The sequence below is a fragment of the Sulfitobacter sp. AS92 genome (assembly GCF_038900015.1).
Classification (GTDB): domain Bacteria; phylum Pseudomonadota; class Alphaproteobacteria; order Rhodobacterales; family Rhodobacteraceae; genus Sulfitobacter.
This window is the reverse complement of sequence record NZ_JBBMQL010000006.1, coordinates 84403-97860: the sequence shown is the minus strand read 5'-3', so window position 1 is coordinate 97860 and position 13458 is coordinate 84403. Positions and strand designations below refer to the sequence as shown.

The 13458-nt window shown below is 61.4% G+C and carries 12 protein-coding genes; 5 read left to right on the top strand and 7 right to left on the bottom strand.

The genetic code is table 11. The annotated features are described in order from the left end of the window. Nucleotides 1-40: 40 nt before the first annotated feature. From WNY61_RS12420 to WNY61_RS12405, 4 genes are all read right to left on the bottom strand, one after another. On the bottom strand, nt 41-640 hold the full coding sequence (locus WNY61_RS12420; protein WP_342851733.1) for a DUF924 family protein: 600 nt from the start codon (nt 638-640) through the stop codon (nt 41-43). A gap of 65 nt (nt 641-705) precedes the next feature. Continuing rightward, a complete protein-coding gene (locus tag WNY61_RS12415; RefSeq protein WP_342851732.1) occupies nt 706-2040 on the bottom strand; it encodes an MFS transporter in 1335 nt (444 codons plus the stop codon). Nucleotides 2041-2131: 91 nt separating this feature from the next. After that, nucleotides 2132-3178, bottom strand: coding sequence for a tRNA preQ1(34) S-adenosylmethionine ribosyltransferase-isomerase QueA (gene queA / locus WNY61_RS12410; RefSeq protein ID WP_342851731.1), 1047 nt, complete (start codon nt 3176-3178; stop codon nt 2132-2134). A 44-nt stretch (nt 3179-3222) separates the two neighbouring features. Next, entirely contained in the window at nt 3223-6564 is a 3342-nt protein-coding gene (locus WNY61_RS12405; protein ID WP_342851730.1) for a DUF3971 domain-containing protein, read from the bottom strand. 95 nt (nt 6565-6659) lie between these two features. On the opposite strand from WNY61_RS12405, the gene WNY61_RS12400 reads away from it, so the two are divergent. The 4 genes from WNY61_RS12400 (at nt 6660) to WNY61_RS12385 (ending at nt 9962) form a co-directional block, all read left to right on the top strand. Continuing rightward, the gene (locus WNY61_RS12400; RefSeq protein ID WP_342851729.1) at nt 6660-7133 is read left to right on the top strand and encodes a peroxiredoxin; all 474 of its coding nucleotides are present in this window, start codon (nt 6660-6662) and stop codon (nt 7131-7133) included. Next, a complete protein-coding gene (locus tag WNY61_RS12395; RefSeq protein ID WP_342851728.1) occupies nt 7130-7954 on the top strand; it encodes a ferritin-like domain-containing protein in 825 nt (274 codons plus the stop codon). Before WNY61_RS12400 ends, WNY61_RS12395 begins: the two co-directional genes overlap by 4 nt. 189 nt (nt 7955-8143) lie before the next feature. After that, nucleotides 8144-9472 (top strand): DUF5930 domain-containing protein, encoded by a 1329-nt coding sequence (locus tag WNY61_RS12390; protein WP_342851727.1) that lies wholly within the window; start codon nt 8144-8146, stop codon nt 9470-9472. Beyond that, on the top strand, nt 9462-9962 hold the full coding sequence (locus WNY61_RS12385) for a polymer-forming cytoskeletal protein (protein ID WP_007119939.1): 501 nt from the start codon (nt 9462-9464) through the stop codon (nt 9960-9962). The genes WNY61_RS12390 and WNY61_RS12385 overlap by 11 nt, the downstream gene beginning before the upstream one ends. Nucleotides 9963-10041: 79 nt before the next feature. On the opposite strand, the gene WNY61_RS12380 is transcribed toward WNY61_RS12385, so the two are convergent. The 3 genes from WNY61_RS12380 to WNY61_RS12370 form a co-directional block, all read right to left on the bottom strand. Beyond that, the gene (locus tag WNY61_RS12380; protein WP_342851844.1) at nt 10042-11019 is read right to left on the bottom strand and encodes a DUF3179 domain-containing protein; all 978 of its coding nucleotides are present in this window, start codon (nt 11017-11019) and stop codon (nt 10042-10044) included. 67 nt (nt 11020-11086) lie between these two features. Next, entirely contained in the window at nt 11087-11641 is a 555-nt protein-coding gene (locus WNY61_RS12375) for a peptidylprolyl isomerase (RefSeq protein WP_342851726.1), read from the bottom strand. After that, a complete protein-coding gene (locus WNY61_RS12370; RefSeq protein WP_342851725.1) occupies nt 11634-12140 on the bottom strand; it encodes a peptidylprolyl isomerase in 507 nt (168 codons plus the stop codon). The genes WNY61_RS12375 and WNY61_RS12370 overlap by 8 nt, the downstream gene beginning before the upstream one ends. 128 nt (nt 12141-12268) lie before the next feature. Between WNY61_RS12370 and WNY61_RS12365 the strand changes: the two genes are divergently transcribed. Further along, nucleotides 12269-13441: a phosphoglycerate kinase gene (locus tag WNY61_RS12365; protein WP_342851724.1), complete on the top strand. Its 1173-nt coding sequence runs from the start codon at nt 12269-12271 to the stop codon at nt 13439-13441. Nucleotides 13442-13458: the final 17 nt, after the last annotated feature.

Below are 13458 nucleotides of genomic sequence, written 5' to 3'. Positions count from 1 at the left end.
ATCGCCACAACCACGCGTGTTGCCCCCACCCTGCAGAGGCTTAGGCCGCGACGCGGTTTTCGCGGAGCTGTTTGACAGTCCGGCCATAGCCACCCTGTTTGAGATAAGAGGTTTCCTGCGCTGTAAAGCTGCGAGAAAGCGCCGCATTGCGGTATGGGAAACGGCCAAATTGACGGATCACTTCGCGGTGCGCACGAGCGTGCAGCAGATTGCCGTCACGGCTTTCTGGCATGCGTTCGCACATCAGCCTTACACACCGGTCTTGATCGCAGAGGTTTTCCGAATGCATCAGCGGCAAATAGAAAAACTGCCGCTCGGGTGCTTCGACACGCATATCCCAGCCCTTTTCGATCGCGAGCTTGGCAGCGGCAAGCGCCAGACGGTCACTTGAAAACGCTTTGCCTGTGTCGCGGAACATGTTGCGCGGGAACTGATCCGTCAGTATCAAAAACGCCAATGCGTCGGTGGGATTGGTGAGCCAATGGTTCAGCTTGCTTGACTGCGCCTCATTCCAAAGCTCTTCAAAGCGGGCACGGATGTCGGCATCCAAATCTTCAGAACTGTTGTACCATCCGGCTGGTCCAATGTCCTCCAGCCAGAATTTCAGTACGTCTTCGGGTCCTGCATTTGTGCCAGTCATCCCGCACACTCCTTTGCCGCAACTTGGGCGTTTCATTAAAGTTAATAACGTCTTAGCCTAAAAAGCTAGTCACGTTTTATATCATCCGCGACATAGTTATCGCTATCATGGGCGTTTTTGTCTTCTTCGGCGCTTTTTTGTGCAGCCTCTTCGGCGGCTTCTTGTTCCGCTTCAATCACATATTCCTGAGCAATTTCCACTGCCACCGCGGTGGCAGAGGGGTATATCGGCACGTAGTTGCCTGTGTCTTCCACTGGAATCGCTGCACGCTGTGTCTTACGATAGGAGGCATAGCCCGCAAGCGCGGCAAAGAGCACGGCGGTAAACAGGTAGAACCCGCCCGGCCCCAAGGTGGTGCCCATCATCCAACCGGTAATCACCGGCCCCAGAACGGCACCTAAGCCGTTGATAAACAACATCCCACCCGAGGCTGCAGCCATGTCCTCATGCTCAAGGAAGTCGTTGGTATGGGCCATGATCAGCGAGTAAAGCGGGTTCGACATGCCGCCCACGACAAACGCGGTTGCAAGAAGGATTGGGAAGATATGTCCCAGCATCATCCCCACCATAGAGCCCGCCCCACCGATCAGAGCAGTGATGACGATTAGGCTGCGTCGGTCCATCCGGTCAGAAATCCAGCCGATGGGATATTGCAAGATCACAGAGCCCACAAAGAACGCCGCCACAAAAAGTGATATCTGCGCGACGGTCAGCCCCGCTTCGGCACCGTAAACCGCCGCCATGCCGAACTGTGCGGAGAAGACACCCCCCAAAAGGAACATGCCGACGCACCCGAGTGGCGACGTCTCCATCAAGGTGCTCAGGCTCATCGGTTTGGTGGTGCCGAAGGGCGGTGTGGGGCTGATCGACAATAGGATCGGCGTCACAGCGATGCTCACCAATACCGATGGGATGACGAAAAGGATGAAGCCCGATGGGTCGGCCGTCAGCAACAGCGCTTGGGCGATAACGATGCCGAGTGTCTGGACGATCATATAGGCCGAAAGCGCCTGCCCCCGGTTCTCATTCGTGGCCGCGTTGTTCAGCCAGCTTTCCGCCGTGACATAGACGGCAGAAAAGCAAAACCCGATCAGCACGCGGCCAATGGACCAAACGATCGTGTTGGGGAACGTTGGGTAAAGGATCATCACCGCAGAAATCAGCGAAGCAAGTGCCGCGAAAACCCGAACGTGACCTACGCGCCGGATCATCCCCGGTGCCATCCGGGAGCCGCCAAGGAAACCAACGAAATAAGCGGACATAACGATCGACATCTGGAAGGTCGAAAACCCTTCAATGCCGCCGCGAATACCCAGCAAAGTGCCCTGCATGCCGTTGCCGACCATCAAAAGGCACATGCCCAGCAATAGCGCCCATGCGCTTGAAACCACTTGAATCATCGGTCTAATCCTTGTTCGCCCAGCCCCTCCCATGAACCGCAATCGAAGGCTAGTCACCCCCTAGTGCGACGTTCAAGCGAGATTTTGCGCCTTAGGGCAGCAGAAGGGAGGAATCGCCATAGGAAAAGAAACGATATTTCTCCGCTATGGCATGGGCATAGATGTCTTTCACCTGCTGCACGCCCATCAGTGCAGAAACCAGCATCATCAGGGTCGATTTGGGCAGGTGGAAATTGGTCATCAGCCCATCAGTCACATTGAAGGTGAAACCCGGCGTGATGAAAATATCGGTGTCACCTTCCCAAGCGGTAATCTGGCCGTCACGCGCGGCTGTTTCGATCAGGCGCAGCGCAGTGGTGCCCACGGGGATCACGCGGCCTCCGGCGGCGCGGGTTGCGGTGATCTCTTCGGCGGCCTCGGCGCTGACACGGCCCCATTCGGCGTGCATCTTATGGTCGGAAATGTCATCGACTTTGACCGGCAGAAAGGTGCCCGCGCCAACATGCAGGGTGACATGGCTGAAGGTGACCCCCTTCGCCGCCAACGCCGCAAGCAACGTCTCGTCGAAGTGGAGCGAGGCGGTGGGTGCGGCGACAGCACCTGCATGGCGGGCGAAGACGGTTTGGTAGTCGGTCATGTCCTGCGCGTCGGCGGCGCGTTTGGCGGCGATATAGGGCGGCAGCGGCATGGCGCCAGCGGCATTCAACGCGACATCGAAATCATCGCCCGCACAGTTGAACCGCAGATGCCCCTGCCCGTCTTCCACCGCCTCCAGCGTCGCGCGCAGGTCGTCAGAGAAGATGACTTCTTCGCCGATTTTCAATTTACGCAGCGGTTTGATCAGCGCCGACCAAGTGCCGTCGCCGCGGGGCTCCAGCAGGGTCACTTCGATCTTGGCCTGCACCGCGCCTTGGGCCGAGGCGCGGTGGCGCAGCCCGGAAAGCCGCGCGGGGATCACGCGGGTATCATTCAGCACCAGACGGTCACCGGGGCGCAGCCAATCGGTCAAATCGGTCACCCGCCGGTCATGAAGCTGAGCGCCCTCGGCGACCAAGAGCCGGGCGGAAGAGCGCGGATTGGCGGGGCGCGTGGCGATCAATTCCTCAGGCAGGTCGAAATCGAAATCGGAAAGCTTCATCGGCGCGGCTCCTGCGGGTCTGGCGGCATTGGTCGCCTTGGCGCTTAGCGATCCTCTGGCACCCGGGCAACCGGATTCGCTTGGCCCTGCACCTGCGGCACAGTGGGCGGCGGGCGGCGGAACAACTCGCGGAACATGCCCGGCGTAAGGGCAGAGAGCGGATTGACGGAGACATTCGGCTCTTTCGCGGCCCCGGTCAGGCGGTAGTTGAAGCCGATCAGCCCCTCGCCCTTGCGGGTGAACAGCGACCCGATCCCATTGAACATATAAACCGGAGAGATCACGCCCTGCATGTCGATCAAGCCGCTGTCGAGCGCATAGACCCCATCCATCGACAGGCCCAAAGACGCGCCCACGGCGCTGGCCTCGGTCAAGGTCAAGCGGTTCGGGGTCAGGCGAAAGTTCGCCTCTACATCATCGAAGTAAATTCCATCGCCGTTGAGTTCGTTGATCAACCCCACGACCGAGATCGCATTGACCAGCGCCGCAATCCCCGGCGCATCTTGAATGCCCACATCATCGACTTTGAGCTGCCCATCAAAAGCCCCGCCAGTGCCGACAGGCAGCAGTGTGAGCGACAGGTTTCCCCCGACCACCTGCTTCACCAATCCGGCCGAGCGCAGGATCCCGCCCGCGTCGTTTGAGACCACCCGCACTGCGCTGCGCCCACCTTGGGGCAGCACCTGCCCTTGCACCGATGTGCCCCCGTTAAGCTGAGCGGTGAACGTTCCATCCATGCCCTTGGCGGTATCAAAAGTGCCCGATAGGTTCGCCAGATAGATTGTATCGGTAATCTGCAACCGATCCAGCGCTACCCGCATCGGCGGGCCGGGTTGCACACCGGCTGATCCAAACTCTGCCCGACGCATATCAAGCATACCGCCGCCCAGCACAACCTGCACCGGATTGCCCTTGCCGCGCCCGATGAGTTGCACCGGGATATCCAGCCAGTCGCCGCGTCGCAGCCGGTCGATCTGCACACGATCAAGCGCGCCGCCGGGTTTGAGGTCAATGGAGCCTGCCAAGCTCAGCCCCGGCGCGTTCAGCTGAAAGGCATCGACATTCGGCGTCTCGCCCAGCCGTCCAGCCAGTCGCAATTCGCCCTTGCTGCCCGGCGCCTTGACCCACGAGAGCTGCGGGACCGAGATACCCACCCCCGAGAGATTGCTTTGCAGCGAGAAGCGTGGCGCTTGACCCTTTTTCAGGTCCAGCGCGATCTGCCCCGTGCCGCTGCCGCGAATGCTGCCGGGGGGCAGTGCAATGCCAAAGGCCTCCAGCCCCGAGGGGGTCAGCGCGACTTGTCCGGTCAGGCGGCTCTCGTCTGAACCAGGCCCAATCGCCTGCGACCACTCCCCATCGAAAGCAACCCCGTCGATGCGCCCTTCTCCACCGATCGTGATGCGCTCGTTGCTCGCGGTGATGGCGAGATTGCTGGCCTGAAGGCTGCGGTCCTTGACCAGCGTATCGGTCGAGAGCGACAGCAAATCCCCCGCGAAGTGATAGCGCACATCCTCGGGCTTGCCGCCCTTCTTTAACGGCAGCGCCAGTGTGCCTTTCAGCACCGCCTCGCCATCCGCAAGCGTCACCGGCAGCCCTGCCTTATCCATAACCTGCATCGGCGGTTGGTTCAGCAGCGACAGCGCCGCGGTTAGGGTGGATCGGGTGGCAAGCCGGATTACCGAAGGGCTGCCGTCTTTCACCCGCACGTCGGGAATGATGAAGGACGACCCATCCAGCGTCACCGCCCCGCCCTGCGGCGCGATCACCTCGCCCGCGTCCACTGTGACGACAAGGCGGTTGTCGAGCAGGCTCATATGGCCGCTTCCATCAGTGATATGCGGCAGGGTTTTGAGGAAACGCACCTCGGCACCTGCGTAGTCAAACGCCACATAGGTTTGCGGCGCCTGGCCCGGTGCCATGCGCAGGGCCAGATCGAGGTTGCGCATCTGGCCTGCATGCAGGTTCTCGTCCAGCCAAGTGCGGGTCTTGGGTTTCACACCTTCTGGCCAGAGGGTCAGCAAACGTTCCGGTCCCAACCGGTCCATGCGCCCGTCAAGCGAGAGGTTCCACCCCTCAGGCTCAGCCAAAAGTTCGCCATCAAGGCGCAGGCTGCGACCCTGATCGTTGATCTCTAGACGGCCCAGCTTCAGGCGAAACGGGTTGAGACTGAGTTGAAAGTCGATGTCGGCCTGATCCAACGCCACAGGCTCGGAATAGACCTCAGCCGGATTGGCGCGCAGATCGCGTAAGGAAAACTGCCCGACCATCTCCCCCGGAATGCCCCCCGTGACATCGCCCAATTGCGACGTGCCGGTGATGTTGCCAGAGACCCAAGGGCTGTCGAGCGACATTTCATCAAAGCGCAGAAGCTGGCGCGCGGGGTCATAGCTGAAGTAGCTGCGCGCCCCGTCGAAAGGGATCGGTTTGGTCTGCGAGTTGGGCTGCAGCACGCCTTTTCCGATCTGCAGCGATGCGTTGATCGGGGCAAAGTGACCGGCACTGTCGATCCCGCTGCGCACCGCGCCTGAAATGTTGGCCCGCAGCACTTTAAGCCATGAGAACGCCGGACCCTGTGCGGCAATGTCGCGTGCGTCGATCCCGTCAAAGGTCACGCCAAAGGTCGCGGCATTCTGGCCGATGCGGCTGCTGTAATTCGCCGTAAGCGTGGCCACCCCTGCGCCGCCGCTCAACACCGCAAGATCGGCTGAAAGGTCAACCTGCTCACCACTGCGCGACAGGCGCAGCCGCCCGCCGTCTCCGGTCCAGGCCCGCCCCGCGCGGGCATCCTCAAAGCGCAGCGTCAGGGCGCGCAACTCAACCGAGCGCAGAGCGGAGAGCGCAGGCGCGGCCAGCACGTTGTCAATTTGGCCGATAAGCTGCGGCAGGGTCGCGGCCTCCCGCTCAGGCGGGGCGATCCCGGCCCCGGCGCTGAGGCTCACGCGCCCGTCTGCGCCCCGGCGCAGATTGGCCACCACGCCCGACAAAGAAATCTCACGCGGCTGCGCCACTCCGCGCAGCAGTGACCGCATCGAAAGGCTTGCCTTGAACTCATTAAAGCTGACGATCTCGTCGCCCTCAGGCGTGGTGACAAAGATGTCTTGCAGACGAACACGGGGCCGCCAGCCTTCGTCGACGACGAATTCCATCGCGCCGAATTCCACCCGCGCCTGCGGCAGCGCCGACGCGATCCGCGTCTCGATCCGCTCTTGCACCCAAAGCGGCGCGGGGATTGGACGCCCGGTGAAATGTATCGCCACCCCCGTTGCCAGCACGGCCAGCAGCACCAGCGCCACGAGTGACGCAACCCCCACGCGGCGCAGCGGCCTGCGGCGCGATGGCCCCTTGCCGGTGGGCTCAGGAGGGCTGGAAGGGGGCGGGTCGCTCATCGGGCTCCGGTTCGGCTGGGGCGGCTTTGACGTTGTCAAATCAGATGCAGTATGACAGCCCTGAACGACCCTTCACAAGCCAAAGGAACCGCCCCATGTCGCAGATCGGACCGCAGCCCGGCCAACCGGCCCCGGATTTCACCCTTCCCGTGACCGGCGGTGGCGAGATTACGCTCTCTGCCCTGCGCGGTGGCCCCGTGGTACTGTTCTTCTACCCGCGCGATGACACGCCCGGTTGCACCAAGGAATCGATCGGCTTTTCGGAGCGGCTGTCGAAGTTTGCCGAGGCCGGTGTGCAGGTCTTTGGCGTTTCCCGTGACAGCATGGACAAACACGACAAATTCGCGTCCAAACACGCGCTGACCGTGCCGCTTTTGTCCGACACCGATGGGGCAGTGACGGAAACCTACGAGGTCTGGGTCGAGAAGAACATGTACGGAAAGAAATCTATGGGCATTGAACGCGCGACCGACCTGATCGACGCGACAGGCAAGATCGCGCAGGTCTGGCGCAAGGTGAAAGTGCCCGGCCATGTCGATGCGGTGCTGGACGCGGTGCGCGGCGCATGATGCCGCTGGCGGAAATGGCCGAGGCGGTACTGCGCACGGCGGATGGGCGCGAGAAAACAGCGTTGTCGCGGAAGTTCGCGGGAGAGTGGCTCTCGGCCCGTGCTGAAGGTGCCCGCCCCGAAGTGGGGCGCGCTGACCCACCTCTGCACCCTGCCCGCCCTGCCAAACCCGAATTGCTCAGCCCGCGTGAGGTGCCCCGCCGCCGCCCGGGCACGTCTGAGGGCCGCGCGGCGCTGCTGCATGCCGTGGCGCATATTGAGTTGAACGCCGTCGACCTGCATTGGGACGTGATTGCGCGGTTTTCGCATGTCCCGCTGCCGCTTGGGTTCTTTGATGACTGGGTCAAAGCGGCGGACGACGAATCGAAACACTTCAACCTGATGTGCGACTGCCTCGAAGAGATGGGCAGCCACTACGGGGCCATGCCTGCCCATGCGGGCATGTGGCGCGCGGCAGAGGATACGATCGACGATCTGATGGGCCGCCTCGCCGTAGTACCCATGGTGCTGGAAGCGCGTGGGCTAGACGTGACGCCGGGCATGATCAAGATTTTCCGCAACGCAAAGGCCGATAGCGCCGTAGCAGCGCTTGAGACGATCTATTCCGAAGAAGTCGCCCATGTCGCTTATGGCAGCAAGTGGTTTCACTTTCTTTGCGGACGCCATGACGAAGACCCGAAAGACCGCTTTCACGCCCTCGTACGCAAGTATTTCCACGGCGACTTGAAGCCGCCCTTTAACGAAGAAAAACGGGCCGAGGCGGGAATCCCGCCCGACTTTTATTGGCCGCTCACTGCCGATGGTGCATCAACGAAAACCTAAGCTCACATCAGCAAGTGGTTGGAATAGGCGGATTTTTGCCAACTACTTACCCTGTTGAGCAGAGGAATGGGGGATTGCCGCGCAGCTTTGGGGCAACAGGGTTGCCCCATTCGCACGCACTGGCTATTGACGTTGGGCGCGGGCCGGGCTGCCTCGCCGCGCCGACGGGACGAGACAAGGGACGACAACATGCGCTCACGGATTGCCATCAAGACGCATGCTCTGCTTGAGCATTATTTTCCCGAGCGCCGCGTCTTTCTGAAATCCGACAGCGACACCCGATTCATTCGCCTGCGCCCCGGTACTCAGATCATTGGGCTGGCGGGTTCTGCCTTCCTCGTATCATGGGCGATCATCGCGACCGCGATCATTTTGATGGACAGCATCGGCTCCGGCAACTTCCGCGAGCAGGCCAAACGCGACCAGCGTACTTATCAGGCGCGGTTGAACGAACTGTCCGCACAGCGTGATCTGCGGGCTGAAGAAGCTTTGGCCGCGCAGGATCGCTTTAACGCCGCGTTGACACAGATTTCCGTCATGCAGTCCGAATTGCTGTCGTCCGAGACCCGCCGCCGCGAGCTGGAGACCGGGATTGACGTGATTCAGTCCACCCTGCGCGACACGATGAAAGACCGCCAAAGAGCGCGGTCGAAACTGGCCGATTTGGAAGGCAGCCTTGAGAATGGAGAGGCGGGCAGCGTTCGTGCTGACGCCGACCAAGCGCCTACTGATTTCCTAGCCCAAGCTTTGGCGCGCACCTCGGCAGAACGTGATAAGGTCGTGGTCGATGCGCAAGACGCCCTGCTGCAGGCCGATGAGATGGCGCAGGAGATAGCGCTGATGCGGGATCAAAACGACGCGATCTTCCGCCAGCTTGAAGAAGCGATGAGCGTATCCGTCGCCCCGCTTGATAAGATGTTCCGCAGCGCAGGCATGCCGACCGACCGCATCCTCGCCACTGTGCGCCGGGGATACTCCGGCCAGGGTGGCCCGATGACGCCGCTGTCGTTCACCACCCGTGGCGAAGAGCTGAGCCCCGACACGCAGCGCGCAAACCGCCTGTTGAACCAGATGGACCGGCTGAACCTTTACCGGATCGCCGCCGAGAAAGCGCCTTTCGCCAACCCGGTGAAAAACGCTTTCCGCTTCACCAGCCAGTTCGGCTATCGCCGCGACCCCAAGACCGGCGGACGCCGGATGCACAAGGGTGTCGACTTTGCCGCTGGCATGGGCACGCCCCTTTATTCCACTGCCGATGGTGTGGTGACCCACGCGGGCTGGTCATCGGGCTATGGCCGTCTGGTGAAGATCCAACACGAGTTTGGTATTGAGACCCGCTATGCGCACATGTCCAAGCTTCGCGTGAAAGTTGGTCAAAGAGTCTCGCGCGGGCAGCATATTGGTGATATGGGAGCATCAGGACGGGTCACCGGTGTCCATCTCCACTATGAAGTCCGCGTAGGTGGCAAGGCTGTTAACCCCATGATCTATATCAAGGCTGCAAACGATGTTTTCTAAAAGCAAAATCAACGATCCCGCCCCCCAGGATGCAGATGCGTCCAAACCGGCACCTTCCAGCGCTTCCACGGCCCCTGCGCCGTCTAAGCAGAGCGAGTTCAAGGCCAGCGCGCCCAAAGCGAAGCCGCCCGCATCCGTTCTGTCGTCGGATTTGCATGTCACCGGCAACATGAAGACCACTGGCGATATTCAGGTTGAAGGCACCGTTGAGGGCGACATCCGCGCGCATTTGCTGACCATCGGTGAGACCGCGACGATCAAGGGCGAAGTGGTTGCCGATGACGTGGTGATCAATGGCCGTATCGTGGGCCGCGTGCGTGGCCTGAAGGTACGCCTGACATCGACCGCACGGGTTGAGGGTGACATCATCCACAAGACCATCGCGATCGAATCCGGCGCGCATTTCGAAGGCTCCGTGCAGCGTCAGGACGATCCGCTGAACCCCGGCGCAAAGTCCGCTCCGGCGCAGAAGCCGAACCCGGCTTCCTGAACCGTCAGCTAATCTAGAGAATTCACAGGTGTCGCAGTCAAATGCGACGCCTGTTTTCGTTTGAGGGATTCGGGTGAGATCAACGCCCCAGCATCCAAGTGCCATCAGGCCAGAAGGCGTCAAACGCGAAGGCGAACATTACGTCATGCGGTACATCGCGCCCGGCGTTGTCGCGCACTCTTATGCTGCCGACATCGCGCCCTGCGCCGATCTCGCCCGCGTCTAGTGCCGAAGCCTGCCCTGCCCGCCAGGTGATCGTCACGCCAGCTTCACGCACTTCGCCCTCCTTTGCCAGGCGGTTGAGCCGCCATGCCCGATCGCCGACGCGCACCACACGCTCGAGCGGCGCAATACCGTGAGGCGGTTGTGAGCCATCATAAAGGAAGGGTTTGGCCGAGGAATCATAACCCCGGTAAGGGTTACGCCCATAGTCGCGGTTATAGGACGGCTCCTCCATCACCAGCCCATCGGGGTGGCGCGCGGTGAAATCGGCCCAGCTTTCCAGCCAGCTTGGAAGATGTGTTAATTCGGTCCCTGTAAGTGCCCCAACGATGGCGCGGCCTTCGGCCTGCTGCCACCAACTTTGTGTCTCGCGGTCGTACATCACCATGTCGGAATGGCGCAGCTTGCCCGAAACGCCAAAGCGCAGCACCTTGCCCGCAACCCGGCGGTCAAAGACCAGCGCAGAGTTGCAAAGCGGGCAGAAGGTCACGGCAATGGGTTGACCGTTTACCATGTCATTCACAATTTCATGCCATGTCAGATAACGGATCGGATAGGCGCGCGGTTTGACACCGTCGATCTCAACCGTGATGACTGGCTCGCGCGGGGCGATGCGGGTTTCGGCGCTCGCGGCTTTGAAATCCGGTGCATCAAGTGCCGGGATGCCATCCTTGGGCGGCCCGCCCGAGATGATCTCGGACCAATCGGTGATGATTGTTTTGGAGAAGTCAGTGTCGGGCCACTCCCCCTGCCAGCGGGCGGGGTCGGCGGTGGCGGGCATGGCCGCGAGGCCAAGGCTCAGGACGAGGCTGAGTAAGGGGGCGCAAGCTTTCATCATAGGAATAGCTTGGCGCATGCGGGGGTGAGCGCACAAGCCCACCCCACGCGATCCTGATCGGAAGTTACTCGGTCACAGTGACCTTTTGCATCACGTCGGGCGCGCCGACCACGGCGCCATTGGGGCCGGTGCCGCGCTTGATGGCGTCGACGACGTCTTGGCCTTCGGTGACCTTGCCGACGACCGTGTACTGGCCGTCGAGGAAGGGTGCTTCGTCAAACATGATGAAGAACTGGCTGTTGGCACTGTCTGGGCTCTGGCTACGGGCCATGCCGACGACACCGGTCTCAAACGCGATGTCCGAAAACTCAGCCGCGACATCGGGTAAATCCGAACCGCCCATGCCGGCACGCGCGGTGTCGCCGCCGGATTTGCCGAACTGCACGTCACCGGTCTGGGCCATGAAACCGTCGATCACGCGGTGGAAGACCACCCCGTCATAGGCGCCTTCTTCGGCCAGTTCGGTGATCCGCGCAACGTGCTGAGGTGCCACGTCTTCGAGCAGGTCGATGGCAATGGTGCCATTGGCCTCGCCCGCGACTTCGATCTCAAGCCCGGTGGCCGCAGCCGCCGAACCGAGGAGCGCCAAAACGGCGCTGGTGCCTACGAGCTTACGCATCTGCGGCTACCTTGACCGAAATCATGCGGTCAGGATTCGCAGGCGGCTCGCCGCGTGTGAGCGCGTCGACATGTTCCATGCCAGAGATAACTTGGCCGTAAACAGTGTACTGACCGTTAAGGAAGTCATTGTCTTTGAAGTTGATGAAAAACTGGCTGTTGGCGCTGTCGGGGTTGGCCGACCGAGCCGCACCAATGGTGCCGCGTGCGTGGGGCACTTTGGAGAATTCCGCTGGCAGGTTCGGCATGTCCGAGCCCCCTGTACCTGCGGCGCGCAGGTTGAAGTTGTCTTCCATATTGCCGTTGGCCACATCGCCGGTCTGGGCCATGAAGCCTTCGATTACGCGGTGGAAGGCGACGTTGTCGTATTTCCCGGCGCGGGCCAGTTCTTTCATCCGCTCGACGTGCTTGGGGGCAAGGTCGGGCATCAGCTCAATAGTGACGGTGCCGTCTTTGAGCTCCATCAGGATGGTGTTTTCGGGGTCTTTGATATCGGCCATTGGGCAATCCTTGTTTTGGTGTTTGCCAGATACCTAAGGAGCTTGGCCCGGATTGCCAAGCAGGTGCATTGACGTGACGGCTGTAAACGGCAAAACACAGCGCAACAATTGGGAACGGGAGAAGACCGATGGGCTGGAAGACACTGGACGACATGGACCTGAACGGCAAGCGCGTGCTTTTGCGCGTGGACATCAACGTGCCGGTGGAAGATGGCCGCGTTACGGATGCCACCCGGATTGAGCGGATCGTGCCCACGGTGAACGACATCCTTTCGCGCGGTGGCAACGTAACGCTACTCGCGCATTTCGGTCGTCCCAAGGGGAAGGTTGTGGAGGAAATGAGCCTTCGCCAAGTGCTGCCTGCGCTGGAAAAGGCACTGGGCCGCGACGTGGCTTTTGTTCCCTCGCTCGATGCGGCGGCGCAAAGCGATCTACAACTCATGGAAAACATCCGCTTCTACCCCGGCGAAGAGGCCAATGACGAGGGCTTCGCTCGCCAATTGGCTGATCTGGGCGATATCTACTGCAACGATGCCTTCTCTGCAGCGCACCGCGCCCATGCGTCGACCGAAGCGCTGGCACGGTTGCTGCCTGCTTGCGCGGGCCGTCTGATGCAGGCGGAGCTTTCGGCGCTGGAAGCGGCACTCGCCAAGCCAGAGCGCCCAGTTGGGGCCGTAGTTGGCGGAGCTAAGGTCTCGACCAAGATCGCGCTTTTGGAAAACCTTGTGAACCGGCTGGATGTTTTGGTGATCGGCGGTGGGATGGCGAACACCTTCCTCGCCGCGCTCGGCGCTGATCTGGGCAAGTCATTGGAAGAGCCGGATTATTACGACACGGCCCGAGACATCATGGCGCAGGCTGATAAGGCGGGATGCCGGGTGATCTTGCCGGTCGACGGTCTGGTCGCGCGTGACTTCGCCAAAGGGGCCGCGCATGAGGTGGCCCAGCTTGGCCCTGATGCTAAGCTCGCCGATGATCAAATGGTGCTGGATGCAGGCCCTGACACGGTCGCACTGATTGAGACCGCCTTCGCTGGGCTGCGCACCTTAATCTGGAATGGCCCCATGGGCGCGTTTGAAATTCCCCCCTTTGACACCGCCACCGTCGCCGCGGCCCGCGCAGCAGCGGCCAAGACGCGCGAAGGCACATTGACCTCGGTCGCGGGGGGCGGTGACACGGTCGCGGCACTGAACCAAGCAGGCGTCGCGGACGATTTCACCTATATCTCAACCGCCGGGGGTGCGTTCCTTGAGTGGATGGAAGGCAAAACCCTGCCCGGCGTCGCCGCTTTGGGCGGCTGAACCGCGCAAAAACGCGA

Bases quoted from the DNA above. Each gene is read 5' to 3' on its own strand.
- WNY61_RS12370 (WP_342851725.1), bottom strand. From the start codon at position 12,140: ATGGCCGATATCAAAGACCCCGAAAACACCATCCTGATGGAGCTCAAA.
- WNY61_RS12420 (WP_342851733.1), bottom strand. From the start codon at position 640: ATGACTGGCACAAATGCAGGACCCGAAGACGTACTGAAATTCTGGCTG.
- WNY61_RS12365 (WP_342851724.1), top strand. From the start codon at position 12,269: ATGGGCTGGAAGACACTGGACGACATGGACCTGAACGGCAAGCGCGTG.
- WNY61_RS12375 (WP_342851726.1), bottom strand. From the start codon at position 11,641: ATGCGTAAGCTCGTAGGCACCAGCGCCGTTTTGGCGCTCCTCGGTTCG.
- WNY61_RS12395 (WP_342851728.1), top strand. From the start codon at position 7,130: ATGATGCCGCTGGCGGAAATGGCCGAGGCGGTACTGCGCACGGCGGAT.
- WNY61_RS12405 (WP_342851730.1), bottom strand. From the start codon at position 6,564: ATGAGCGACCCGCCCCCTTCCAGCCCTCCTGAGCCCACCGGCAAGGGG.
- WNY61_RS12415 (WP_342851732.1), bottom strand. From the start codon at position 2,040: ATGATTCAAGTGGTTTCAAGCGCATGGGCGCTATTGCTGGGCATGTGC.
- WNY61_RS12385 (WP_007119939.1), top strand. From the start codon at position 9,462: ATGTTTTCTAAAAGCAAAATCAACGATCCCGCCCCCCAGGATGCAGAT.
- queA (WP_342851731.1), bottom strand. From the start codon at position 3,178: ATGAAGCTTTCCGATTTCGATTTCGACCTGCCTGAGGAATTGATCGCC.
- WNY61_RS12400 (WP_342851729.1), top strand. From the start codon at position 6,660: ATGTCGCAGATCGGACCGCAGCCCGGCCAACCGGCCCCGGATTTCACC.
- WNY61_RS12390 (WP_342851727.1), top strand. From the start codon at position 8,144: ATGCGCTCACGGATTGCCATCAAGACGCATGCTCTGCTTGAGCATTAT.
- WNY61_RS12380 (WP_342851844.1), bottom strand. From the start codon at position 11,019: ATGAAAGCTTGCGCCCCCTTACTCAGCCTCGTCCTGAGCCTTGGCCTC.